The organism is Bosea vaviloviae (assembly GCF_001741865.1).
In the GTDB taxonomy this organism is placed as follows: Bacteria; Pseudomonadota; Alphaproteobacteria; order Rhizobiales; family Beijerinckiaceae; genus Allobosea; species Allobosea vaviloviae.
Map to the genome: position 1 here is coordinate 256670 of NZ_CP017147.1, position 22671 is coordinate 279340.

Consider the following 22671-nt stretch of genomic DNA (forward strand, 5'->3'; position numbering starts at 1 on the left):
AACAGAAACCATGACCAGCCTTCTCACGAACTCCTCGGCCATGACCGCGTTGCAGACGCTGTCCATGACCAACAAGAACCTCGCCACCACGCAGAACCGCATCGCCACCGGCCAGCGCGTCTCCACCGCTTCGGACAACGCCGCTTACTGGTCGATCGCCACCACCATGCGCTCGGACAACAAGGCTCTCGGCGCCGTCAAGGACGCTCTCGGCCTGGGCGCTGCGACCATCGACACGATGTATACCGGCCTCAACGGTACGGTCGACGTCGTCTCGGAGATCAAGGCCAAGCTCGTCGCCGCCCGTACCCCCGGCGTTGATCGCGACAAGATCCAGAGCGAAATCACCGAACTCCAGAAGCAGCTCAAGAACACCGGCGACTCCGCTGTGTTCAATGGCGAGAACTGGATCTCCGTCGACTCCGCTTCGGCAAGCTACAATTCGACGAAGTCGGTCGTCTCGTCCTTCTCCCGCGCCGGTGGCGTGGTCCAGATCGACACGGTGACCGTCGACCTCGAGGCGATCAAGCTCTACGACAGCAAGGCTGATGCGACACCGGCCACCAACGTGGTCACCGGCGCCAGCACCGGCACCTTTGTCGCCGCGGCCGGCACCATCACCGTCCAGGTCGGTACTGGCGCCACGCTGAACGTCGCGACGACGGCGACCTCGACGCTGGAGAGCATCGCCAAGGACATCATGAAGCTTGGCATCGAGGGGCTGACCGTCGCTGTCGATACGGCGGGCGGGCAGCTGGAGTTCGCCAACCGCAATGCGGAAGGCATCACGATCGCCCTCACCAGCGGTCTGACGGCACCGGCCGCGCTGGCGACCGCTCCGGCGACGCAGACCGGCAAGGGCATCCTCGACAAGTCCTACGATGCCTATAACGGGACAGCGTGGGAAACCTTCAGCGTCAACGATCTCGACATCTCGGCGCTGACCGACAACGCCGCCGACCTCGCGAAGCTCGAGACCTATATCTCGGCCGTCGACGATGCTCTGGGTGACATTACCGATGCCGCCACCAACCTCGGCGCCATCAAGAACCGCATCGGCCTTCAGCAGGACTTCGTGCAGGCCCTGACCGACTCGCTCGATCGCGGTGTCGGCCAGCTCGTCGACGCCGACATGAATGCCGAATCGACCCGCCTCCAGGCTCTGCAGACGCAGCAGCAGCTCGGCATCCAGGCGCTGTCGATCGCCAACTCCGGCAGCCAGAGCATCCTCTCGCTGTTCCGCAACTGACGCCTCCGCGCCACGACCGACGCCAACGGGCCACGCTCCTCACGGAGCGTGGCCTTTTCGTTGCGCGACGCAATGCTCGCGCAAGGCTGGCGAGGAATACTTCCGTCATAACCTCCGAAGCTCGAAGGAACGACGATGCCGGGTCGGCAATACGCTGAAGAGATTTGGCTCAACCTCCAGCAGCTCGGGCATAAGCGCCTCGCAGCGCTCGCCGCGATCGGGCTGTTCGTCTTCGGGGCGATCGGTGCCAGCGCCTATTATCTCAGCCGGCCGGAGATGTCGGTCCTCTACAGCGGCCTCCAGCGCGAGGACGTCAACCGCATCGGCGCCGCCCTCCAGGAGGCCGGTGTCGTCTTCGACGTGAACGCCGAGGGATCGCAGATCCTGGTCAAGCCGTCGCAGGCCGGCCAGGCGCGCATGCTGCTCGCCGAGAAGGGCCTGCCGCGCAGCACCAGCGGCGGCTACGAGCTCTTCGACAAGCTCGGCTCGCTCGGACTGACCTCCTTCATGCAGGAGATCACCCGCGTGCGCGCCCTCGAAGGCGAGCTCTCGCGCACGATCCAGCTCATGCGCGGCGTCAAGGCGGCGAGTGTGCATCTCGTCCTGGCCGACAAGGGCTCCTTCCGCCGCGACCAGCAGCCGGCCTCGGCCAGCGTCGTCGTGCGCACCGAGACCTCGGGCGCCGGCAACATCGCGCAGGCCGTGCGCCATCTCGTCGCCTCCGCCGTGCCCGGCCTCACCACCGAGAAGGTGACGGTGCTGAACACCGACGGCACCGTGCTCGCCGCCGGCGGCGAACCCGGCCAGATGCAGGCGGGCAAGCTCGCCGGGCTGCAGCAGAACGTCAATCGCGAGATCCAGGACAATGTCCGCAAGGCGCTGACCCCCTATCTCGGCCTGGAGAATTTCGAGATCAGCGTCGCGACCGACCTGAACACCGACCGCAAGGAGACCAGCGAGACCGTCTTCAACCCCGATTCCAAGGTCGAGCGCTCGGTCCGCGTGGTGCGCGAGAACGACACTTCGCAGAACGCCGCGACCCAGGAGCCGACCACGGTCGAGCAGAACGTTCCCGAGCGCGCGGTGCGCGCCGATGGCGGCCAGCGCTCCAGCGAGGAGAAGCAGCGCCGCGAGGAGCTGACGAATTACGAGATCTCCTCGAAGAAGACGCAGACGATCAGCGACGGCTACTCGATCGCGAAGATGTCGATCGCGGTGCTGATCAACCGGCCGCGCCTGGTCGAATCGCTCGGGGTCGCGCCCTCGCAGGAGCAGATCGACCAGCGGCTCGACGAGGTCAGGCAGGTCGTCAGCTCGGCCGCCGGCATCAGCAATCAGCGCGGCGACAACATCAAGGTGCTGGCCGTCGACTTCCTGCAAGGCAGCCGCACCCTCGAACCCGCCGCCCCCATCGGCATCGGCGAAGCGCTGCTGCGCCAGTCCGGGACGCTGATCAACGCGGTCACGATCCTGGCCCTGGCGGCGCTGATCATCTGGTTCGGCCTGCGACCCTCGATCGGCGCGCTGCTGAAGCGCCCCGAGCCCGCGCCGGTCGTCGCCTCAGTCACGGCCGGCGACATCCCGGCCCAGATCGCGGGGCCCGAGCTCGGCCTCAACCTGATCGGCGATCTCACCCAGGCCTCGCAGCGCTCGCCGCTGAAGAAGCTGGAGCAGCTCATCGACTTCGATGAGGCCCAGGCAGCCGCCGTCCTCAAGCAGTGGATCCAGGAAGGAGCCCGCGCGTGAAGCACCTTCCGGCCAGCGACTTCATCCCGAGCTTCGACATCGAGGAGATCAGCCCCCCGAACATCGCCGCCGAGAGCGCGGCCAACGAGCATGCCGCGGTCGAGCTGCCGCCCTTCCTGCTCAAGCTGCCACGCGAACCGGCTCCCGATCTCGACCAGATCTTCGAGAACGGCCGCCAGGCCGGGCTCACTGAGGGCCGCGCCGAGGCTGAGAGGCAAATCACGGCGTTGCGCCAGGAGGCTGCCGAGGCGCTCGCCGGCGAGCGCCGGAACTGGGCCGGTGACGTCGCCATGCGGCTGGAGGCGGAGCTTCCCAAGGCGCTCGAAGCGCTCGGCGAGACCTTGTCCGACACGGTCGGCCGCCTGCTGCGCCCGTTCCTGGAGGCAGAGCTGAGGGATGCCGCGAGCCGGGCGTTGATCGAGCAGATCGCGCCGCTGCTCGCCGGAAGCGACGGCTCGCTCATCCGCATCAGCGGTCCAGCCCGCCTCCTGGCGACGCTGCGTTCGGTCTTCCCGGAAGGCCGGGCGGTGGAATTCGCCGAGAGCGACGCAGTCGAGGTCAGCATCGTGACACAGGACACCATCATCGAGACCCGGATCGAGGCCTGGGTCGCCCGGCTGGAGGGCAAGGGCCCCGACCGTAGGCGCCGCCGATCCGAAGCTCTCGGCCCAGAAACGAACCGGAACGCGTGAGCATGAGCAAGGATCAGCCGGACATCATCATCGTCCGCCGCTCCGCGGCGAGGGTCGTGGACCAGCCTAAGACCGGCGTCTGGAAGATTGCCCATGCCGACTTCATGACGGCGATGATGGCGCTGTTCCTGGTGCTCTGGCTGGTGAATTCGACGAACCGCGAAACACGCTCGCGCGTCGCGCAATATTTCAACCCGATCCGGCTCTCGGACACGACCGCCGACCGCAAGGGCGTGCGCAATCCCCAGGATGCTGACCCCGGCGAAGCCGAGCACGCCATCCGCCATGAAGGCCACGAGGTCGGGGCGGCCGGCTCCGGCTCCGAACGCCGCCCGAGCATTCCGGCCAGGGATCCAAGGCAGGGCGCGGCGGGTTTCGAGGATCCTTACGCTGTCCTGGCCGAGGTCGCCGCGAGCAAGGTCGAAGCCAGGGCCGACAAGGCCCTGCCCCAGCCCCTGGCCGCGACGGGTGCGCCCGGCGCGAAGGGCGACGAGGTGCCGCGCGATCCGTTCGACCCGAATTTCTGGCGCCAGGCGCTGCAGGGCGATCCCGCCGTCAAGCCAGACAGCAGAGCGGTCGCGACAGCCTCGCCGACAACGGCCCCACCTGCGCCTCAGCCCGTGGCCATGCCCATCGCGCCGGCACTGAGGCGGACGGAGCCGGAAGCGGCCCCGGTTCTCGCCCAGGCGAAGGAGGCCGGCGCCGAACAGCCGGGAGCCGTCGCCACCTCGGGCGCGGCGGCGCTGCCGATGAGCCCGCGCAGCGTCGCCCGGCCTGAGCCGGCCCTGAGCGTGAAGCCCGGCGCCGAGCAAACCCCGGCCGACACCGCCGTCGCCAGGGCGATCGCGGCTGCGATCTCAGGCGGCAAGGAGGACAGCCAGCGTCGCGACAGCCCCCAGGTCGATGTCCGCCAGACCGATGAAGGCCTGCTGATCAGCCTGACCGACGACGCCAATTTCGGGATGTTCGCGATCGGCTCGGCCGATCCCCATCAGGAGACGGTCAAGGCCATGCAGCGCATCGCCTCCGTCCTGAACAAGCGCGAGGGTGCGATCATCATTCGCGGCCATACCGATGGGCGGCTCTTCCGCGGCCGGCAGAACGACAATTGGCGGCTCTCGACCGCGCGCGCCCATGCCGCGCAGGATCTGCTGATCCAGGGCGGCATCGACGAGACCCGCATCGAGCATGTCGAGGGCTATGCCAGCCGCAAGCCGCGCGCGGCCGATCCCAACGCAGCGGAAAACCGCCGGATCGAGATCCTCGTCAGAGAGAAGAGGGCATGAAACGCAGCGCGCGAGGCCTCTGGATCGCCACGGCGATCTGCCTTCTGACGTCGCCGGTGCGGGCACAGACCGAGGCCGTCCCGGCGGCATCGCCCCAGCCCTATCAGATCGTGCGGACCTTGCAGTCGCTCCAGAACGAGGCGGCCGCCGGCAGCAAGGTCGCCCATACGGCGCAGGCCAAGCTGCTGCGGGATGTCGAGCAGCCCCTGCTGCAACAACCTCCGGAGATCTGGGCCGATCCGCGCAACACCCGCGCGATCGTGCAATATGTGCTGAGCGGCGGCCAGCCCACCGTGCTGCGCGAATTGCTCGCACGCGGCGAGCCCGTCGGCCTGCCGCAGGGCCTGGCGGAAGGCGCGCTCGCCTATGTCACCGGCGACAGCGCCAGGGCGCGCACGCTGCTGCTGCCGCTGGACCCCGCGACCCTGCACGAAACGCTCGCCGGGCATCTCGCGCTCATCCAGGCCAGCCTGATCATGCGCAGCGACCAGAAGCGCGCACTGGAATTGCTCGACCAGGCCCGCCTGCTCGCTCCGGGTTCGTTGGTGGAGGAAGGCGCGCTGCGCCGCGCGGTCTTCATCGCGGCCGAGATCAACGAGCTGGACCGCCTGGAAAAAGCGACCGCGCAATATATCCGCCGCTTCGACCGCTCGGTCTATGCCGAGAATTTCCGCCAGAGCTTCGCGGCCGGGCTGATCCGCTTCGATATCGGCCGCGATGCCGACAAGTTTCCCCGGCTCGTCGCCACGCTGCAAGCGTTCGACCGCGAGCAGCGCCGTGCCGTCCTGCTGATCATCGCGCGCGATGCCCTGCTCAAAGGCCGCTTCGAACAGGCGCGCCGTGCCGCCGACGAGGCGGCCAGGCTGCCGGGCGCCGATCCCGACACGGCCGCGCGCACCTCGCTTTATGCCGCCGCCGCGCGCATCGCGGTCGATCGTGCCGACGGTGCGCTCGTCACGCTGAAGACGATCGACCCCGCCCGCCTGCCCCCCGCCGAGACCGAGATCCTGCAGACGGCCCTGCGCGTCGCCTCGCATATCGTCGATGCACCGGCCCGCCCCACCACGACGCCGAACGCCGAGTCCGAGCCCGCCGGAATCGACCCCGGCATGAAGCGGCTCGTGACCATGGCGGAGAGAAGCCTGCGTGAATCGCAGGCCCTGCTCGATCCTCGGCCGAAGGCAAGGAAGACGCCATGAGCAACCTCGAAACGCCGACCCTTCCTCAAGGCCGGGCCGCCGCGAATACGACCGGTAAGGATGCCAAGGCGCGAGGCGGGATCGGCGGGCGCGAGGAGCGCGGCTCCGCCTTTCGCGCCCTGCTCCAGAGCGTGACCAACACGGCGCCGCAGGGAAAGCTCGCTCCTGCCGAGAAGGGCGCGGAAGTGGCCTTCGCGGAACCCGGCGAGGATGGCACGGCAGCTGGGTCCGACGTGAGCGCTGCAGCGGCCATGCTCCCGCAGCCGGAAGCCGCGACCTCGCCGGACGCGGCGGCGCGGCTGCTGCTGGGCGCCCTGCAAACCCCTGCCCGCGACGCTCAGGAGCCGCGCAAGGAACCGACCAAGCGCGACGCCTCGCTCGCCTCCTTGAGCAGTGCGCTGGCGCAGGCTGGCCGCCAGGCCGGTGCCGACACCGCCAAGGGCGCCGCCCGAGCGCCCGCCGGAGAGCAGGGTCCCGCCATGCCGAGCGACGATGAGCCCGGCCCGGACATGCCCGGGTCGACGGCCTTGTCGCAGCTCAATGACCTGATCGACGACAAGGCCGGCGCCACTGAGGCCGGCAAGGAAGACGGCCAACCGGCAAAACCGCTCTCCATCAGCATCACGCGCCAGGAGACCTATCTGCCGCCGGTCATGCGGCTGTCGCCGTTCCAGCAAGTGGTCGAGTCGATCAGGCAGGCCGCCGTCGAACTGGCCGCCTCGCGCGCCGAGGCCGTGCCGGAGCTCGGATCGGACAAGCCGGCCGAAATCTCCGCGCCCACCAAGATCCTCCATATCGAATTGCGCCCGGTCGAGCTCGGCAACATCACCGTCAAGCTGCGGCTGTCGCAGGGCGGCATGGAGATCCGGCTCGAGGCCAGTCGCGCCGAGACGGCGCAGATGCTCGCCAATGACAAGGATGCATTGCGCGAGGTCATCAAGGCGAGCGGCTATTCGATCGACGCCGTCTCCGTGGAAACGGTCCATATCGATGCCCCGGCCTCGGACCGCCAGGCCGGACAGGGCAACGCCTCCGACGAGCGCTCGGGCGGGCGTAATGGAGACGGGCGCGGCTTCGAGCAATCCCGACAAGGCGAGCACCGGCAGGAACCGCGTCAGCGCGGCTGGGTTGCCGACATCGCCCCCAGCAAGGACGAATCCCATGACCTGGATGATGCCCGCAGCAAGGGCCGCGATCCCTCGCGCTATCTTTAGCCTGCTCGCTATCTCTAGCCTGGCCTCGCCGGCGGTCGCGCAGACCGTCTGCGAGGAGCACATGATCCGCGTCGCCAAGGCCTACGACATTCCTGTCGGCGTGCTCTATTCGGTCGGCCTCACCGAGAGCGGCCGGCGCAGCTCGCTGCAGCCCTACGCACTCAATATCCAGGGCCGGCCCTTCTTCGGCGCGACCAAGGATGAGGCCCTGAGCGCCTTCAACGCCGCCCGCGCCGAGGGCAAGAAGCTGATCGATATCGGCTGCATGCAGATCAACCACCATTACCACCGCGATCAGTTCCCCAGCCTCGACGCGATGTTCGAGCCCGGGCTGAATGTCGAATATTCCGCGAAATTCCTGAAGCGCCTGAAGGCGCGCCATGACAGCTGGACGATGGCGGTCGCCCGCTACCACGCCGGGCCCAACAACAATCCGGCCCAGCAGCGCTATGTCTGCACCGTCATCCGCAACATGGTCGCGACCGGTTTCGGCCAATGGACCGACAAAGCCAAGTCGTTTTGCGGCTGACAAGAGCTTTCTGCGGGTGAGGCCGGTCAGCGCCGCGCGAAGAGCGCCAGGCCGATGACGCCCATGACGAAGGTCGCCGCGCCGGCCGCCGTGATCATCACACCGACCCCGAACTGGCCGAACAGGACGGGAGCTGCGAGATAGCCGATCAGCGAGCCGGCGAAGACGGCGCACATCTGCAGGCGGTAGACCTGCGAGAGGCGCTGCGGCGGAAAATCATGCTGCATGATGTGGAGCAGCGCGAGATTTTCGAGCGGGCCGTTGATGGCGGCAAAGGCGGCAAAGGCCATCAGCCAGGCACGGTCGGGCGCGAAGGGCAGCAGCATGACGCCGGCACCGAAGATCAATTTCGAGCCGACGAGCCATAGCGCGGGACGCTGCGGCCGCAGGCTCACCAGGACGAGGTTCGCGCCGAGATTGCCCAGCCCATAGGCGGTCATCATCAAGCTGTAATCCGTGAGCGGGTCGGCGCTGGTCGCGCGCAGATACAAGGCCATGCCGAGCAGGAAACCCATCGACCAGGCGATATTGCCGACGAGATCGGCGATCAGGCCATATCGCATGACGGCATGCCCACGCATCGCACGCAGGCCTCCCGACAACGCATCCCTCACCGCGGCAAAACCCCGTCCGGTCGAGGTCGGCGGAATCTCGACGCCTTTCAGGCCGCGCCCGACGCCGATCGCCGAGAGCAGGAAGCCCGCCGCCGTGATCGTGAAGAACTGCCCGATCGGCACGATGCCGTTGACCAGCGCGATCAGGCTCGGGCCGAGGATGCGCGCCATCCGCCGCGTCGCGTCGAAGAGCCCGTTGACCGCGTGGCGCAAGCGAGGCTCGGGCGCCAGCACCGGAAGCGTGCCCTGCAGTGCCGGATCATAGGCCGAGGTCGCCAGCGCCACGAGCCCGGCAACGATCGCAAGCAGCGGCAGGCTCATCAGGCCGAGCATGCCGGCCACGGACAGGACGACAAGGAGCAGCGCCCGAATGAGGCTGGTTACGATCATCGTCGTCTTGAAGCGCCAGCGATCGGTCAGGACGCCGCCGAACAGGCTGCCTGCGAGCAGCGCTCCCGCCTGCAGCGCCGAGATGTAGCCGGCATCGCGCCCGATCAGCGAGGTCGCGATCCACACCACCGCGACCATGTAGAACTCGGCCCCGGTCGCGGAGAACAGCTGGCTGCCCCACAGCAAGGCGATGCGGCGCTCTGCGAGCGGTTTGAAGACGAGCATGGGGTGGCCTTGGCAGCGTGGGGCCGCGACGTTTACACCGCAGCCGGGGCACCGCCATCGACGTTTGAGGCAAGCTCTGGCCTGGAATACGCATGACGCAGCGCCGGTGGCGGCCGGCCGGCCCATCCCAGCCGATCGGAGAGCGGTGGAACGCCGCACTCGTCGCCGCCACCCGCCCCTGATATAGAGCGCCTCAAATCAATGGCCGCGAGCGGGCTTCGAGCCCAGGTGAACCGTCCCCATGCACATCAAGATAGGCACGCGGCGCAGCCCGCTGGCGATGGCGCAAACCAATTACGTCATCGGCCTGATCAAGGCGAAGCACCCCGAGACCGAGTTCTCGCTGCACCCGATCGCGACGATCGCGGACAAGGACCGCGTCTCCGAATTCCACCAGTTCGGCATCATCGGCGTGTTCTCGACCGAACATGAGGAGCAGCTGGTCTCCCGGGAAGTCGACATCGTCGTCCACTCCCTGAAGGATCTGCCGACGACGCTACGTGAGGGGCTGGTCCTGGCCGCCGTGCCCGAGCGGGAGGATGCGCGCGACGTTCTCTGCGGCGCGACCCTGGACAATCTCAAGCCCGGCGCCAAGGTCGGCACCGGCTCCCTGCGCCGGCGCGCCCAGATCATGAGCCTGTGTCCGGATATCGAGGTCGTGCCGATCCGAGGCAATGTCGGCCCCCGGCTCGCCAAGATCGATGGGGAGCATGGCCTCGACGCCGTCATCCTGGCCCAGGCCGGGCTTCAGCGCCTGGGGCTGGCGGGCGCCACGACGGAGCTTTTGGATCCGCAGTTCTTTCCCCATGCCGTCGGCCAGGGCGCGCTCGGCATCGAGGCCAGAGGCGACGACGCCGATGTGCTGGCGATCCTGAAGGACATCGAGGACCCGAAGGCCCGCGCCGAGGTCGATTGCGAACGGGCGATGTTGCATGCCCTGGGGGCGGGCTGCAGCCTGCCCGTCGGCGTCTGCACCAGCTGGAAGGACGGGCGCCTTGTCCTGCACGCCCAGATCACCTCGCTCGACGGGCGCGAGCGCATCGTCGCCACGCAAGAAGACACCGCCGAACGGGCCGTCGAACTCGGGCTCGCCACCGCCGAAACCTTGCGGCTTCGCGGCGGCGTCGCCATCCTCGAATCATCCTATCGAAGCTTCGGCGGCCACTTCAAATTCGTCGGTGCGTAGGAAGCAACGCTCCCCATTCCCACAAAGACGAAAGGCCACCCGCAAGGGTGGCCTTTCTGCCTTCTGCCGATCTTGCGCCGAGCGGGCTCAGCGTGTGGAGCGACGCGTCTCGCGCACGACCGTCGGTGCCGCGATCGCGCCAGCTGCTCCACCGACTACGGCTCCGACAGGACCGGCGACGACAGCGCCGGTGCCCGCGCCCACGGCCGCACCGCCGATGCGCTGTTCCGTCCGGTTGCCGCAGGCTCCAAGCGCGAGTGCGGTCACGGCAAGCAAAGTCAGGGTCAGGGTTTTCACGATGATTTTCCCAAAAGAGATCAATGGTTGGAAACGCACGGCAATGCCCAGAAGTTCCCTTGCTTAGAGGTTGTTATGGACTATCGGGACGATTTGATGAGGTCAAAACGGCGGAGATGGGAGGAGCATTGCGCAGACGATACCATTGGTATCGGCAAACGATGCGACGCTGCAGCTCCGCCGTTTTCACCTCACCCGCAGGGCGCGGCGCTTTTGCGCGACTGCGGCGTCGTTCTTCGTAGCAAACCGGCAGGTTTGCGTCCTCGAACTCCTGGCATTCGCACAAAATCGCCTGCGTCAAATCATCCCGATAGTCCATAACAACCTCTAGGCCATGCCGACGCCATGGTTGCGTCGCGCGCATGCATGGCGGCCCGGCTCCGCGCCAGATAACGCCGCCGCGCCGCCGAGGCTAGCATCGTGACCTTACCGCCCCGGAGCGTTTGCCATGCCCCGCTTCCTCTGCCGCCAATGCGGCGCGCGCTTTCCCGATGCCCCGACACCGCCGCCCGGCTGCCCGATCTGCCTCGACGAACGGCAATATGTTCGCTGGGGCGGGCAGGACTGGCTGACGACGGACGAGCTCGCCGCCGATCACCATGTCGCCTGTGTGCCGGACCATGGCGTGCTCGGCCTGCGCATCCAGCCCGCTTTCGCCATCGATCAGCGCGCGCTGCTCGTCGAGGCCGAAGAAGGGAATCTGCTCTGGGACTGCATCGGCCTGGTCACACAAACCGCGCTCGATGCGGTCCGGGCGCGCGGCAAGATCATCGGCATCGCGATCTCGCATCCGCATTTCTACTCCGCGATGGCGGAATGGGCGCAGGCGCTCGACGTGCCGGTGCATCTCCATGCCGACGACCGGGTCTGGGTGACCGAGCCCGATCCGGCGATCAGGCACTGGGACGGCGAGGCGCTGAAGCTTGGCCCCGCGCTCACCCTGCTACGCTGCGGCGGGCATTTCGCCGGCGCGACCGTGCTGCATCACGCAGCGGGAGCGGGAGCGCTCTATACCGGCGACGTGCTGCAGGTCACAGCTGATCGCCGCCATGTCAGCGCGCTCTACTCCTATCCGAACATGATCCCGGTCAACGCCGCGACGATCCGCCGGATCGCGGCGATCCTGGAGCCTTACGCCTTCGACAAGGTCTATGGCGGCTTCGAGGGCCGGGTCATCGCCGGCGGAGCCAAGGCGGCGCTGGAGCGTTCCTTCGAGCGTTATCTGGCGGCGATCGCCTGAGGTTTTTTGGTCGCTCAAGCCGGCTTCGCCCTTGCGATATCCGGAAAAATCCGTATACAGCCGGCATCGCATCAGCCGCACCATTCGCGTGGTCGATGAGGGCCGGTCTCCGGTTCGCGTCGGAAGGCTTAGTTTTTGACCGGTTTGCCCGCAAAGGCAGATCGACGGAGTTGAGACCATGAAGATCCGCAATTCGCTGAAGTCGCTGCGCGCGCGCCATCGCGACAACCAGCTCGTGCGCCGCAAGGGCCGCGTCTACATCATCAACAAGGTCCAGAAGCGCTTCAAGGCGCGCCAGGGCTGAGATTTGGCGCGCGGCGGCTTCGTCGCGCGGTTCTCGCTCCGGTTGGACGGCATGGCGGGGCGCCCTCGGGCGTATCCCGCCTTTTTGCGTTGTGGCCAAGTCTTCGCGTCGTGGCCAACTCGCCTCTCCGTGAATTGACGCACGCAGCAGCTCCTTTACACTGCAGTGCATGATCAATTCGCGCATGCTTCCCGTCGCTTTCGCGCTGGCGCTGGCCGCAGCCGCGCCCTTCTCGGCCGCCCCGCTGCGCGCTCAGGAAAGCCCGCCGCCGCGCCCCGGTTTCGTCCCGCCCGCAGACAAGGACGATAATCCGGTTGCGCCCGCGCCCGCCCCGCCGAGGACACCAGCCGCCACGCTCGACCGCCTGTTCGAGCGCCTCGCCGCCGCCAAATCGTCCGAGGAAGCCAAGGGCATCGCCAATCTGATCCAGCGTCGCTGGGCGCGCTCTGGCTCCGACACCGCCGATCTCTTGATGACGCGCGCCCAGACGGCTCTGCGCGACAAGCAGACTGAACTCGCGATCGAACTGCTCGACCGCGTCATCAGCCTGGAGCCCGACTGGGCCGAGGCCTGGAACCAGCGCGCCAATGCGCTCTTCATCGCCGGCGACCCGATTCGCTCGATGCTCGACATCGGCGAGACCTTGAAGCGCGAGCCGCGCCACTATGGCGCGATGATCGGCCTCGGCTCGATCCTGCGGCAGCAGGGCGACGACAAGCACGCCATGGTGGCCTATCGCCGCGCGCTCGCGATCTATCCACAGCTGGAGGCGATCAAGAGCGCGGTCGAATCGCTAGCGAGCGAAGTCGACGGACGCGACGCCTGAAGCACGCGTCGTGATCCCTGGCGAAACCGAAGCCGGCGCGGCAGCGTAAGCGAAGCATGCTGATCCGCGCGCTCGTCATCCCTGCCCTTCTTCTCGCCTGCGGCCTGATGCTGCGAACCGAATGGCTCGGCGCCGAGGTCGCCCGGCTCTACCCGCCCAAGGGCGCCTTCGCCGCCCTCGCCGGCGGCCGGCTGCACTACCGCGAGCTCCAGCCCTCCGGCGAAAGCCATGGCACGGTCGTGCTGGTCCATGGCGCCTCCTCGGACCATGCCGACCTGCTGGCGACGCTCGGACCCGAGCTCGGCCATTACCGCGTCATCGCGCTCGACCGGCCGGGCCATGGCTGGAGCGACAGGCTGGACGGCGCGGCAATGGCCGATCCCGCACGCCAGGCCGCGGCGATCATGCAGGCGCTCGACCAGATCGCGCCCGAGCGCTTCGTGCTAGTGGCGCACTCGCTCGCCGGCGCGCTCTCGACCCGCATCGCGCTCGACCGGCCCCAGCGGTTGAAGGGCCTCGTCCTGCTCGGCGGCGTCACCCATCCCTGGCCGACCGGCATCGCCTGGTATCACCACCTCGCGACATCGCCCTTGATCGGCCCGCTCTTCACCAGGCTCGTCGCCTTGCCCGCCGCGAATCTCATGCTGGACGAGGGTGCGAGCAGCGTCTTTGCACCGCGTGCGGTGACGCCCGGCTATCTCGATACGGGCGAGATCCGGTTGCTGCTGCGCCCGGCCGACTTCCAGGCCAATTCGCAGGATATCGCCGCGACCCTTGATTTCGTCACAGCGCAGGCCCCGCGCTATCGCGAACTCAAGCTGCCGGTGACCGCGATCACCGGCGACAGCGACGCCATCGTCTCACCCACGATCCATTCAGCTGCGATCGCGCGCGAAGCGCCGCAGGGCCGGCTCATCCTGCTGCCAGGCGTCGGCCACATGCCGCACCACGCCGCGCCGGAGATCGTCGTCGAGGCGATCGACCAGATGGTCGGCCCCCGATCGGGGCTGGCGCTGAACTGACGCACCGTGTCATCCCGCACGCGTTGCAGCGCTGCGTGCTGCGACGCGCACGAAACGACATTGCCCTCACGCCTGCTCGACATGCTCCTTCGCCACGAAGGCGATGCGGACCATATTGGTCGCGCCCGGCGTGCCGAAGGGCACGCCCGCCACCACGATGATGCGGTCGCCGAGCTTGGCGAAGTTCTCGCGCACCGCGAATTTACAGGCGCGCGAGGCCATGTCGTCGATGTCGCTGGCGTCCTTGGTCACGACCGCATGCACGCCCCAGACCAGGGTGAGGCGGCGCGCCGTGGCCCGGTTCGGGGTCAAGGCGATCACCGTCGAATTCGGCCGCTCGCGCGCGAGCCGCATCGCCGTCGAGCCCGAAGAGGTCCAGGCGCAGACGGCCTTGAGGTTCAGCGTGTCGGCGATCTCATGGGCGGCCTTGGCGATGGCGTCGGCGCCCGTCGCCTCGGGCTCGGCCCGCTGTGATTCCAGGATGGTGCGGTAGACCGATTCGCTTTCGACCTCCTCGGCGATGCGGTTCATCATCGTCACCGCCTCGATCGGATATTGTCCGGCCGCGCTCTCGGCCGAGAGCATCACCGCATCGGCGCCCTCGAACACGGCGGTGGCGACGTCGGAGACCTCGGCGCGCGTCGGCACCGGGGCGGTGATCATGCTCTCCAGCATCTGCGTGGCGACGACGACCGGCTTGCCCTTGCGCCGCGCCATGCGGACGATGCGCTTCTGCGTGCCGGGCACCTTCTCCAGCGGCATCTCGACGCCGAGATCGCCGCGCGCCACCATGATCGCGTCGGACGCCTCGATGATCTCCTCCAGACGCAGCAAGGCCTGGGGCTTCTCGATCTTGGCGAGCGCCAGCGCCCTGCCCTGCACGATCTTGCGCAGATCGGCCATGTCCTCGGGCCGCTGCACGAAGGAGAGCGCGATCCAGTCGACGCCGGCGGCAGCCGCGGCTTCAGCGTCCGAACGGTCCTTATCCGTCATCGCCGAGACCGGGATCGTCGTATCCGGCAGGCTGACGCCCTTGCGCGAGGACAGGCGGCCGGCGATCGTGACGCGGGTCACGGCCTGGGTTCGCGTCGCCTTCTCGACCACGAGCCGGATCTTGCCGTCGTCGAGGATGAGGTTGTGGCCGGGCTCCAGCGCGGTCAGGATCTCGGGATGGGGCAGATGCACCCGCTTGAGCGTGCCGGGCGCGGGGTCGGAATCGAGCGTGAACTTCGCGCCCTTCTCCAGCATCACGCCGCCATCGCCGCCGAACTGGCCGACGCGCAGCTTCGGCCCCTGCAGATCGGCGAGAATCCCGACCGGGCGACGGAATTTCGTCTCCAGCGAGCGCAGCATCGCGATCTTCTCGGGCAGGGTCTCGCGCTGTGTGTGGCTCATATTGATGCGGAAGACGTCGACGCCCGCCTCGAACAGCTTTGCGCACATCTCCTCGGTCGCGGAGGCAGGCCCCAGCGTGGCGATGATCTTGATCCGGCGTTCCCGCTTCATTCTTCTTCAATCCCTCAGGGGCGTTGCGGCGCATTGCCGGTGGTGTCGGTGAGCTGGATCGTCCAGCTTTTCTGCTCGCCCGTATCGACCTCGAAGAAGCCGGCGCGGTCGAAACCGCGCGCCAGGCAATCCTCGATGCCACGGATCGTGAATTCCTTGTTGCGCGTGCACATGACGGATTTTCCCGTCCATTCGCCACCCTTGTCGTAATCGACAGCATGCACATAGTAGAAACGCGCCGCCAAGGTGCCGCGCAGCAGCGTCTCGCAGCCGCGCGGGCTGAGGTTCCACCAGCCTTCCGTGGTCCAACCCTGCGCGTCGCGATAGCCGATCGCGACGCCGACGCGGCTGCCTGTGGTGTTGCACATGCGCAGATCGGCGAAGGCGGGCGAAGCCCCGGCCACGAGGCAGGCCGCCAGCAGGCATAGTCGCAAGATCGTCGGGCTGATGCGGGTCATCTCAAGGGTCTATCAGGATCACGCGGCAATCATTCACATTGGTCAGGGTCGGTCCCGTCCGCAGCAGATCGCCGAGCGGCTCGAAGAAACCCGTCGAATCGTTGTCGGCGAGCGATTGGGCAGGAACGAGGCCGAGCGCGGCAGCGCGCGTCAAAGTCGTGGGATCGATCACCGCACCGGCCGGATCGGTCGCCTCGCCGCCACCGCCGTCGGTGCCGTCGGTATCGCCCGAGAGTGCGACGATGCCCGGTTCGCCGGCGAGCGCGATGGCGAGCGCCAGCGCATATTCCTGATTCGGCCCGCCCCGGCCTTGCCCGCGCAGCGTCACCGTCAATTCACCGCCGGACAGGATGGCGGTGCGCTTGCCCAGCGCCTTCAATTTGCACGCGAGCGCCGCATGGGCGTTGGCGACATCGCGTGCCTCGCCTTCGAGATCGGCGCCAAGATCATGCACCGCATAGCCTGCAGCCTCTGCAGCCTCCCTCGCCGCCGCAAGCGCATCGGCCGGGCGGGCGATAATGCGGAATTCGCTGTTGGCGAAGGCGGGATGGCCGGGCTTGGGCGTCTCGCTGGCATCGTCATCGAGAAGCGCGCGCGCGGCGGGCGGCAGATCGAGCTTGTAACGGGCGACGATGGCACGGGCCTGCGCCAGCGTGGTCGGGTCGGGCACGGTCGGCCCCGAGGCGATGGCTGTCGGCTCATCGCCGGGCACGTCGGAGACCGCAAGCGTCAGCAAACGCGCCGGAGCGGCGGCGAGCGCCAACCTGCCGCCCTTGATCCGCGAAAGCCGCTTGCGGACGATGTTCATCTCGCCGATCGGCGCGCCCGAGCGCAGCAGCGCCTTGTTGACCGCCTGCTTCTCGGCCAGCGTCAGGCTGCCGGCCGGCGCAACCCAGTTCGCCGAACCGCCGCCCGAGAGCAGCACGAGCACGAGCTCGTCGGCGGCGGCGGAGGCCGCCAGCGCCAGCGCCAGCGCCGCGCTGTCGACGCTGCCCTGATCGGGTACGGGATGGCCGGCCGCGACCATCGGGATGTGGCGGGTCACCGTCTCATAGCCATGGCGCGCGACGGCATGGCCGGTGAGCCGGTCCTGCGGAAAGCCCGAATCGAGATAATGTGCCTCGGCCAGCGCGGTCATGCTGCCCGCCGCCTTGCCAGCGGCGAGCAGGATCAGGCGCCCCGTTGCCGGAGGAACCGGCAGATGCGCCGGCAGGCAGCCGGCGGGATGGGCGCGCGCGACGGCGGCATCGAAGATCACACGGGCGGTTGCGCGAGAGCCTGTCGTATCGTCACGTCTCGCCTGCACCGCCGCCCACCTTCCGCCCGAACTTTCATGTCGATTTCATCGACTTTCGTTGCTGATTCTTTTAAGTCGCGGCCGGGCGAACGTCATCAGCCTTTTCCCGATATAATCATACTTTTTGAGGGACGCATGCGGATCGATCCGGCCGAGACCCAACCGGCCAAGACCCGACCGGCCATAGCGCTGAAGCCGGCGGTGCTCCGCGCACCCGGCGAGGTCGAGGTCATTCCGGGCGATCTCGCGAGCGGCATCCTGCTGATCTGCGACCACGCCACCAACGCGATCCCGCCCGAACTCGATTCGCTCGGCCTGCCGCCGGCCCAGCTCGAACGCCATATCGCCTATGACATCGGCGCGGCCGAGATGACGCGCGCCATGGCGCGGGCGCTCAATGCGCCTGCCGTGCTGAGCAATTTCTCGCGCCTGCTGATCGACCCCAATCGCGGCCTGGACGACCCGACGCTGGTGATGCGCCTCTCCGACGGCGCGATCGTGCCCGGCAACCGTCATATCGATCAAGCCGGCATCACTGAGCGCGTGGCGCGCTACTACGAGCCCTATGACGCGGCGATCGATGCGGCGGTAGACGCCGCACTCGCCGCCGGTCACCCGCCCGCGATCGTCTCGCTGCACTCCTTCACGCCATTCTGGAAGGCCGCAGCGCGGCCCTGGCATGTCGGCGTGCTCTGGGACGGTGAAGGCGCATTGTCGCAGCTGCTGATCGCCGCCTTGCAGCGCGAGGGCGATCTCGTGGTCGGCGACAACGAACCCTATCGCGGCGGCCTGCCCGGCGACACGATCGACCGTCACGCGACGCGCCGCGGCTTGCACGAGACGCTGATCGAACTGCGCCAGGATCTGATCGCCAGCGACGCCACCGCACGCGACTGGGGCGAGCGACTGGCCGCAATCCTGCCCGGATGTCTTGCCTCATTGCGCGCCGGCTGAGACATCGCGGCTGTTGAGCATCCCGCGCGAAGTGCCGCTTCGCGCTTGACGCCGGCCCCCGCGCGGTGCGAACCCTCCGGCCAAATTTCCCCACCGCTTAAGGATATGCAGATGGAAGATCCGGTTGCTGGCGACCAGCTGAAGAGCATCGTCGAGCGCATCGAGCGCCTCGAGGAAGAGAAGAAGACCATCTCCGACGACATCAAGGAGGTCTATGCCGAGGCCAAGGGCAATGGCTACGACGTCAAGGTCCTGCGCAAGGTGATCGCCATCCGCAAGCGCGACGCCAATGAGCGCGCCGAGGAGGAAGCCATCCTCGACCTCTACCTGCAGGCCGTCGGCGAGAGCGCCTGAGCCTTTTATCCACCCTCGACGTCATCCCGGATCAGCGCGGCTTGCGCCACTTGTCCGGGATGACTGAGCGGGTGTTGCCGATTTCGGAGCGCAAAGGCCCGCTCACAGCCAGCCATTCTTCTTGAAGCGCCAAAAGAGCACCGCGCAGGAGCTGACGATCAGCGCCAGGACGGTGTGATAGCCGAACTGGAGTTCGAGCTCCGGCATGTTCTTGAAGTTCATGCCATAGATGCCGGCGACTGCCGTCGGCACCGCGAGAATAGCAGCCCATGAGGCGAGCCTCTTGGTGATCGCGTTTTCCTGGCTCTGGCCGATGAGCAGGCTCACCTCGAAGGCGAAGGCGAGCACCTCGCGCAGGCTGTCGATCTTTTCCTGAACCGTGCGGACATGGTCGGTCACGTCGCGGAACATCGGCGCGAGCGTCGGGCGCACCTGCGGCACATTCGCATTGGCGAGGCGCTGGCAGACATCGACCAAAGGCGCGGCTGCATTGCGCAAGCGCAGAAGATCGCGCCGCAGCATGTAGAGCCGCTCGATGTCGTCGCGGATCATCGGCTTCGCCAGCACCTTGTCCTCGATCTCCTCGACCTCCTCATGGATCGCCTCGAGCACCGGCATGTAGTTGTCGACGATGAAATCGAGGATCGCGTAGAGGATGAAATCCTCCCCCTTCGCGAGCGAGGTCGGACAGGTCTCCCAGTGCTGTCGCACCGTCTTGTACGAGGTCGAGGCGCCGTGGCGGACGCTGACGATATAGCCATTGCCGACGAAGATATGCGTCTCGCCAAACGCGATGCGCTTGTCGACCAGCTGGGCCGTGCGCGCGACGACGAAAAGCGCGTCGCCATATTGTTCGAGCTTCGGGCGCTGATGGGCGTTCGTCGCGTCCTCGACCGCAAGCGGATGCAGGTTGAACTGCTGCTGCACACGGTGGAGCAGATCGGAATCGGGCTCGAGCAGGCCGATCCAGACGACATGGCCGTCCTTGCGGGCCCATGCGCCAGCTTCCTCGATGGGTATATCGGCGATGCGCACGCCATGGGCATAGACGCTGGAGGCGACGACGCCGGTCTCGTGGCGATGGCCTGGCTCGGGGACCTTGGCGGGCGCTGGCGCGGCGTGCGGAAAAGACAGGGTTTCGGCGGCAGACCGTTCTTCGGCGACAGACATCGGCGCACCTCGTCCACCGTGGGGCTTGTCCCGCAGGCTAGCGCGTTTGTTGACCCGGGCAAGGATTTTCCCTCTCGCGCTGCCCGGCTCCATCACGCCCCGTGATGCGTGAAATCACGCGAATTCGCGTGGCTTCCCGCCGGCCTCGCGGCATTGTTGCGGCGCACCCGAACTGGAGACAGCCATGTTGCTCGTTGGAATGCTGGACAGCCCTTATGTCCGCCGCGCTGCCGTCACGGGGAGGCTCCTGGGGCTCGATTTCGAGCACCGTTCGGTCTCGGTGTTCCGGCACATGGAAGCCTTCGCCAAGATCAACCCGCTGATCAAGGCGCCCTCGCTCGTCTGCGACGACGGCACGGTGATCACCGATTCCAATCTGATCATCCAGCATTTCGAGGATGTCGCCGGCCGCTCGCTGCGCCCGAACGATGCAGCCGCGCGGACACGCGATCTCGGCCTGACCGGTATCGGCATCGTCGCCGCCGACAAGGCCGTCTCGATCGAGTATGAGCGCAAACGGCCCGACGCACAGCGCTACGCGCCCTGGCAGGAGCGCATCGTCGCGCAGCTCGACACCGCCCTCGACCTGCTCGATGCGGCGACCAAGCGCGGCGAACTCGGCGCTGGGCCGAACCTGCGGCCCGGCGACATCTCCGCCGCGATCGCCTGGGGTTTCTGCCGCTTCGTGATCCCTGATTATGCGCCGGAGGAACGCTGGCCGGCGCTGGCCGCGCAAGCGAAGGCCTGCGAGGCGCTCGACGTGTTCAAGCATTGGCCGATCGACCGCGAGGAACCGTAGAGCGCGCCCGCAGATCGTTCTGGCTAGAGCGTTTTCGAGCGAAGTGGATACCGGTTCGCGTGAAGAAAACGCGTTAAAACAAAGAGCGAGAGCTGTTGAACGATCCAATTGGTTCGGAAACTGCTCGAGTCGGCTGGCGTGCGAGTCGGCTGGCGTGGTTGTCGAGAACCGGAGCGCAGCGGACTAAAGTCCGTGAGCACCGGAAGCGCAGACAGCCGCGTCAGATGGCCGTCAAAACGAGCTGCGCTCAGTTCTGGACGAAATTCGTCGGCAGCGGCCTGACCGCCGGGCCGCTGAACGAGCCCGTCTTGGCGTCGCTCGGCTCGGCATGGCTGAAGCCGAGAGAGGCCGCCGGTCCCGGAGCCTGAATCGGTTCGGCATTGTTGGCTGGCCCGGCTTTGGTGCGGGCGGTGGCGACCGTGACCGCCTTGCCGGCGGTGGCCGGGCTGCGCACAACCGTCGCGAAGAGCGAATCGAGCCCCGTCCGGTCGGCATCATATTGCGCCACGATCGGGGTCGCCGGAGCCGGGCTTGGCGCATGCCGGCTGACGGAGGGCATCGAGGCCAGCACAAAACCGTCCTCGCGCGGACGGCCAGGCGGCAGCGGATGCGTGATCGTGACCAGACGCCCAGCCGGCTGCACCTGCGGCGTCTCGGCGGAGGCTCCCGTCCCGCCGCGCAGATCCGCGAGCACCAGATTGGCGAAGGCAGCGGGGCGGGTCGGCGGCATAGGCGCGTTCATGGGCTTGCCTTCCACCACGGCCTCGATCAGCGAAACCATCTGGTCGGGCCGGCGCGGCGGCAGCGAGGCCAGGACAAGCTTCTGATCCTCTGCGGTCGCACCTTGCGGGGCGAAGGCGAGCGCGCCGCCGGAGGCCGGCAAGGCCGCGACCTGGATCGAATCGCCGGGCTGCAGCGGCATGGTCAGGCCGCGCGGTCGCGCCAGCGGAATCGGGGCGTCGATCAGTCTCGGCCGCTTGTCGTCGGCCGGCGGTGCCGGTGCAGCGGCGGGCGCCACGGCGGCGACCTGCGCCGGTTGCGGCTCGACGATTCTCGGCGCCAGCCGCTCGGAGCGCTCGCGCACGACCGTGCGGGCGGCGGGTTCGGGAGCGGGAGCCTGCACCGCAACGGCGAAGCGCCCGCCATCATTGGAATTGCTGTCATCCCGGGCGGGGGCGGCATAGGCCATGACCGTCGGCTGGGGCTTTGGCGAATTGCCGCGGCCGCGCGTCGGGCGCGCATCCGCTTCCTCGTCATCGCCGCCGAAAAGGGCCGCCCACAAGCTCTTGCGACCCGACGAGATCACCGCGCCTTCATCGGAATCGGCACTCGCGTAACCGGCGACCGAGCCGCCGCGCGACATCACATCGGCCTTGGCCAGTTCATAGCCCGCGAGCGGATGGCCATCGGCCGGCAGATGCACTGTCTTCTCGTCCGGGAACAGCCGCACCAATTGATCGCGCGTCATGCGCGGCCAGGAACGGACCGAGCCGGCGTCGAGATGGACGAAGGGCGTATGCGCGCCGGGATAGAAGCCGACGCCGCCGCGCTGGAGCCGCATGCCGGCCTCGCGGATCTTGGCCGTCGGCGTATCCGGCAGATAGAAATCCATCGCCTTGCCGAGCATGTGCTGGCTGTTCTTGGCGACAGCTCGCGAGCGCCGGCGCAGCATCGAATTGGTGCCCGGCGAGCGATAGGCCGAGACGACGTGGAAGGATTCCTGGGAACCAACCGCGCGCTGCACCTCCCAGGCGACGTCGAACAGGCGCGGGTCCATCCGGATCGGCTCGTCGGTGCGCCAGTCGCGCAGCGCCCAGTTCAGCTTCTCCAGCGCAGCGGAATCATAGCGGCCATCGCGCTTGAAGGTGACGGTCGTCTCCTCCTTGGTGTGCATATGCGTGATGGTGATGGTGCGCGTGTCGCCATTGGCGACGGCATCCTGCGTGCCGCGCACGCCGAGCATCAGAGCCGTGGCCGCCACGCTCAGCGCCAAAAACTGGCGGAAGCCCGGCTTCGGCAGCGCCGAAAGCCGTCTCGAACGCGTGGCGATAGACATGCCCAATCTGCTTGACCCGTCTCGGTGCACGCCTGACGCGGCGCGATGAACGTGAACG

22 protein-coding genes are annotated in these 22671 nt (G+C 67.6%); 15 read left to right on the top strand and 7 right to left on the bottom strand.

All coding sequences use genetic code 11. The annotated features are described in order from the left end of the window. Positions 1-10 precede the first annotated feature (10 nt). From BHK69_RS32995 to BHK69_RS01255, 7 genes are all read left to right on the top strand, one after another. Positions 11-1249: a flagellin N-terminal helical domain-containing protein gene (locus tag BHK69_RS32995; RefSeq protein ID WP_069688524.1), complete on the top strand. Its 1239-nt coding sequence runs from the start codon at positions 11-13 to the stop codon at positions 1247-1249. Between the two features lie 135 nt (positions 1250-1384). Continuing rightward, on the top strand, positions 1385-2995 hold the full coding sequence (fliF, locus tag BHK69_RS01230) for a flagellar basal-body MS-ring/collar protein FliF (protein ID WP_069688525.1): 1611 nt from the start codon (positions 1385-1387) through the stop codon (positions 2993-2995). Then, the gene (locus BHK69_RS01235; RefSeq protein ID WP_069688526.1) at positions 2992-3687 is read left to right on the top strand and encodes a FliH/SctL family protein; all 696 of its coding nucleotides are present in this window, start codon (positions 2992-2994) and stop codon (positions 3685-3687) included. Before fliF ends, BHK69_RS01235 begins: the two co-directional genes overlap by 4 nt. A 2-nt stretch (positions 3688-3689) precedes the next feature. Then, positions 3690-4973: a MotB family protein gene (locus BHK69_RS01240; protein ID WP_069688527.1), complete on the top strand. Its 1284-nt coding sequence runs from the start codon at positions 3690-3692 to the stop codon at positions 4971-4973. Beyond that, entirely contained in the window at positions 4970-6172 is a 1203-nt protein-coding gene (locus tag BHK69_RS01245) for a MotC family chemotaxis protein (RefSeq protein WP_069688528.1), read from the top strand. The genes BHK69_RS01240 and BHK69_RS01245 overlap by 4 nt, the downstream gene beginning before the upstream one ends. Continuing rightward, positions 6169-7386: a flagellar hook-length control protein FliK gene (locus BHK69_RS01250; protein ID WP_069688529.1), complete on the top strand. Its 1218-nt coding sequence runs from the start codon at positions 6169-6171 to the stop codon at positions 7384-7386. The genes BHK69_RS01245 and BHK69_RS01250 overlap by 4 nt, the downstream gene beginning before the upstream one ends. Further along, positions 7346-7915 carry a transglycosylase SLT domain-containing protein gene (locus tag BHK69_RS01255; RefSeq protein ID WP_083269766.1) on the top strand — a complete coding sequence of 190 codons (570 nt, stop codon included), beginning with the start codon at positions 7346-7348 and terminating at the stop codon, positions 7913-7915. The genes BHK69_RS01250 and BHK69_RS01255 overlap by 41 nt, the downstream gene beginning before the upstream one ends. Positions 7916-7941: 26 nt before the next feature. On the opposite strand, the gene BHK69_RS01260 is transcribed toward BHK69_RS01255, so the two are convergent. Beyond that, entirely contained in the window at positions 7942-9144 is a 1203-nt protein-coding gene (locus tag BHK69_RS01260; protein WP_069688531.1) for an MFS transporter, read from the bottom strand. Positions 9145-9385: 241 nt separating this feature from the next. Between BHK69_RS01260 and hemC the strand changes: the two genes are divergently transcribed. After that, complete coding sequence (gene hemC, locus BHK69_RS01265) at positions 9386-10330, top strand: hydroxymethylbilane synthase (RefSeq protein WP_069688532.1); 945 nt, start codon at positions 9386-9388, stop codon at positions 10328-10330. 87 nt (positions 10331-10417) lie between these two features. Here the strand turns inward: hemC and BHK69_RS01270 are convergent, their stop codons facing one another. Next, entirely contained in the window at positions 10418-10627 is a 210-nt protein-coding gene (locus BHK69_RS01270) for a hypothetical protein (protein ID WP_148663288.1), read from the bottom strand. 448 nt (positions 10628-11075) lie between these two features. Between BHK69_RS01270 and BHK69_RS01275 the strand changes: the two genes are divergently transcribed. From BHK69_RS01275 to BHK69_RS01290, 4 genes are all read left to right on the top strand, one after another. Further along, positions 11076-11867, top strand: coding sequence for an MBL fold metallo-hydrolase (locus BHK69_RS01275; protein WP_069688533.1), 792 nt, complete (start codon positions 11076-11078; stop codon positions 11865-11867). Positions 11868-12045: 178 nt separating this feature from the next. Then, complete coding sequence (gene ykgO, locus BHK69_RS01280) at positions 12046-12171, top strand: type B 50S ribosomal protein L36 (protein ID WP_038363015.1); 126 nt, start codon at positions 12046-12048, stop codon at positions 12169-12171. Between the two features lie 184 nt (positions 12172-12355). Continuing rightward, positions 12356-12997 carry a tetratricopeptide repeat protein gene (locus BHK69_RS01285; RefSeq protein ID WP_083269767.1) on the top strand — a complete coding sequence of 214 codons (642 nt, stop codon included), beginning with the start codon at positions 12356-12358 and terminating at the stop codon, positions 12995-12997. 56 nt (positions 12998-13053) lie between these two features. Then, a complete protein-coding gene (locus BHK69_RS01290; protein ID WP_069688535.1) occupies positions 13054-14019 on the top strand; it encodes an alpha/beta fold hydrolase in 966 nt (321 codons plus the stop codon). A 66-nt stretch (positions 14020-14085) separates the two neighbouring features. On the opposite strand, the gene pyk is transcribed toward BHK69_RS01290, so the two are convergent. The 3 genes from pyk to BHK69_RS01305 are packed head-to-tail and all read right to left on the bottom strand — an operon-like array spanning position 14086 to position 17289. Beyond that, positions 14086-15525 (bottom strand): pyruvate kinase, encoded by a 1440-nt coding sequence (pyk, locus tag BHK69_RS01295; RefSeq protein ID WP_069688536.1) that lies wholly within the window; start codon positions 15523-15525, stop codon positions 14086-14088. A 14-nt stretch (positions 15526-15539) separates the two neighbouring features. After that, on the bottom strand, positions 15540-15983 hold the full coding sequence (locus BHK69_RS01300; RefSeq protein WP_069688537.1) for a DUF1036 domain-containing protein: 444 nt from the start codon (positions 15981-15983) through the stop codon (positions 15540-15542). A gap of 1 nt (position 15984) precedes the next feature. Further along, a complete protein-coding gene (locus BHK69_RS01305; RefSeq protein WP_069688538.1) occupies positions 15985-17289 on the bottom strand; it encodes a glycerate kinase type-2 family protein in 1305 nt (434 codons plus the stop codon). A gap of 126 nt (positions 17290-17415) precedes the next feature. Here BHK69_RS01305 and BHK69_RS01310 point away from each other — a divergent pair, with 126 nt between their 5' ends. Further along, positions 17416-18234 (top strand): N-formylglutamate amidohydrolase, encoded by an 819-nt coding sequence (locus tag BHK69_RS01310; RefSeq protein ID WP_069688539.1) that lies wholly within the window; start codon positions 17416-17418, stop codon positions 18232-18234. A gap of 111 nt (positions 18235-18345) precedes the next feature. Further along, on the top strand, positions 18346-18588 hold the full coding sequence (locus tag BHK69_RS01315) for a DUF2312 domain-containing protein (RefSeq protein ID WP_069688540.1): 243 nt from the start codon (positions 18346-18348) through the stop codon (positions 18586-18588). Positions 18589-18690: 102 nt separating this feature from the next. Here BHK69_RS01315 and corA read toward each other — a convergent pair whose 3' ends face one another. Beyond that, on the bottom strand, positions 18691-19758 hold the full coding sequence (gene corA / locus BHK69_RS01320) for a magnesium/cobalt transporter CorA (RefSeq protein WP_069688541.1): 1068 nt from the start codon (positions 19756-19758) through the stop codon (positions 18691-18693). Between the two features lie 184 nt (positions 19759-19942). On the opposite strand from corA, the gene BHK69_RS01325 reads away from it, so the two are divergent. Further along, on the top strand, positions 19943-20557 hold the full coding sequence (locus BHK69_RS01325; RefSeq protein WP_069688542.1) for a glutathione S-transferase family protein: 615 nt from the start codon (positions 19943-19945) through the stop codon (positions 20555-20557). Between the two features lie 247 nt (positions 20558-20804). On the opposite strand, the gene BHK69_RS01330 is transcribed toward BHK69_RS01325, so the two are convergent. Beyond that, positions 20805-22613 (bottom strand): peptidoglycan L,D-endopeptidase MepK, encoded by a 1809-nt coding sequence (locus BHK69_RS01330; RefSeq protein ID WP_069688543.1) that lies wholly within the window; start codon positions 22611-22613, stop codon positions 20805-20807. Positions 22614-22671: the final 58 nt, after the last annotated feature.

Coding starts and splice junctions, on each gene's coding strand:
- hemC (WP_069688532.1), top strand. CDS start 9,386: ATGCACATCAAGATAGGCACGCGGCGCAGCCCGCTGGCGATGGCGCAA.
- BHK69_RS01250 (WP_069688529.1), top strand. CDS start 6,169: ATGAGCAACCTCGAAACGCCGACCCTTCCTCAAGGCCGGGCCGCCGCG.
- BHK69_RS01315 (WP_069688540.1), top strand. CDS start 18,346: ATGGAAGATCCGGTTGCTGGCGACCAGCTGAAGAGCATCGTCGAGCGC.
- BHK69_RS01290 (WP_069688535.1), top strand. CDS start 13,054: ATGCTGATCCGCGCGCTCGTCATCCCTGCCCTTCTTCTCGCCTGCGGC.
- pyk (WP_069688536.1), bottom strand. CDS start 15,525: ATGAAGCGGGAACGCCGGATCAAGATCATCGCCACGCTGGGGCCTGCC.
- BHK69_RS01310 (WP_069688539.1), top strand. CDS start 17,416: ATGCGGATCGATCCGGCCGAGACCCAACCGGCCAAGACCCGACCGGCC.
- BHK69_RS01260 (WP_069688531.1), bottom strand. CDS start 9,144: ATGCTCGTCTTCAAACCGCTCGCAGAGCGCCGCATCGCCTTGCTGTGG.
- BHK69_RS01255 (WP_083269766.1), top strand. CDS start 7,346: ATGCCCGCAGCAAGGGCCGCGATCCCTCGCGCTATCTTTAGCCTGCTC.
- fliF (WP_069688525.1), top strand. CDS start 1,385: ATGCCGGGTCGGCAATACGCTGAAGAGATTTGGCTCAACCTCCAGCAG.
- corA (WP_069688541.1), bottom strand. CDS start 19,758: ATGTCTGTCGCCGAAGAACGGTCTGCCGCCGAAACCCTGTCTTTTCCG.
- ykgO (WP_038363015.1), top strand. CDS start 12,046: ATGAAGATCCGCAATTCGCTGAAGTCGCTGCGCGCGCGCCATCGCGAC.
- BHK69_RS01325 (WP_069688542.1), top strand. CDS start 19,943: ATGTTGCTCGTTGGAATGCTGGACAGCCCTTATGTCCGCCGCGCTGCC.
- BHK69_RS01275 (WP_069688533.1), top strand. CDS start 11,076: ATGCCCCGCTTCCTCTGCCGCCAATGCGGCGCGCGCTTTCCCGATGCC.
- BHK69_RS01300 (WP_069688537.1), bottom strand. CDS start 15,983: ATGACCCGCATCAGCCCGACGATCTTGCGACTATGCCTGCTGGCGGCC.
- BHK69_RS01245 (WP_069688528.1), top strand. CDS start 4,970: ATGAAACGCAGCGCGCGAGGCCTCTGGATCGCCACGGCGATCTGCCTT.
- BHK69_RS01330 (WP_069688543.1), bottom strand. CDS start 22,613: ATGTCTATCGCCACGCGTTCGAGACGGCTTTCGGCGCTGCCGAAGCCG.
- BHK69_RS32995 (WP_069688524.1), top strand. CDS start 11: ATGACCAGCCTTCTCACGAACTCCTCGGCCATGACCGCGTTGCAGACG.
- BHK69_RS01285 (WP_083269767.1), top strand. CDS start 12,356: ATGCTTCCCGTCGCTTTCGCGCTGGCGCTGGCCGCAGCCGCGCCCTTC.
- BHK69_RS01240 (WP_069688527.1), top strand. CDS start 3,690: ATGAGCAAGGATCAGCCGGACATCATCATCGTCCGCCGCTCCGCGGCG.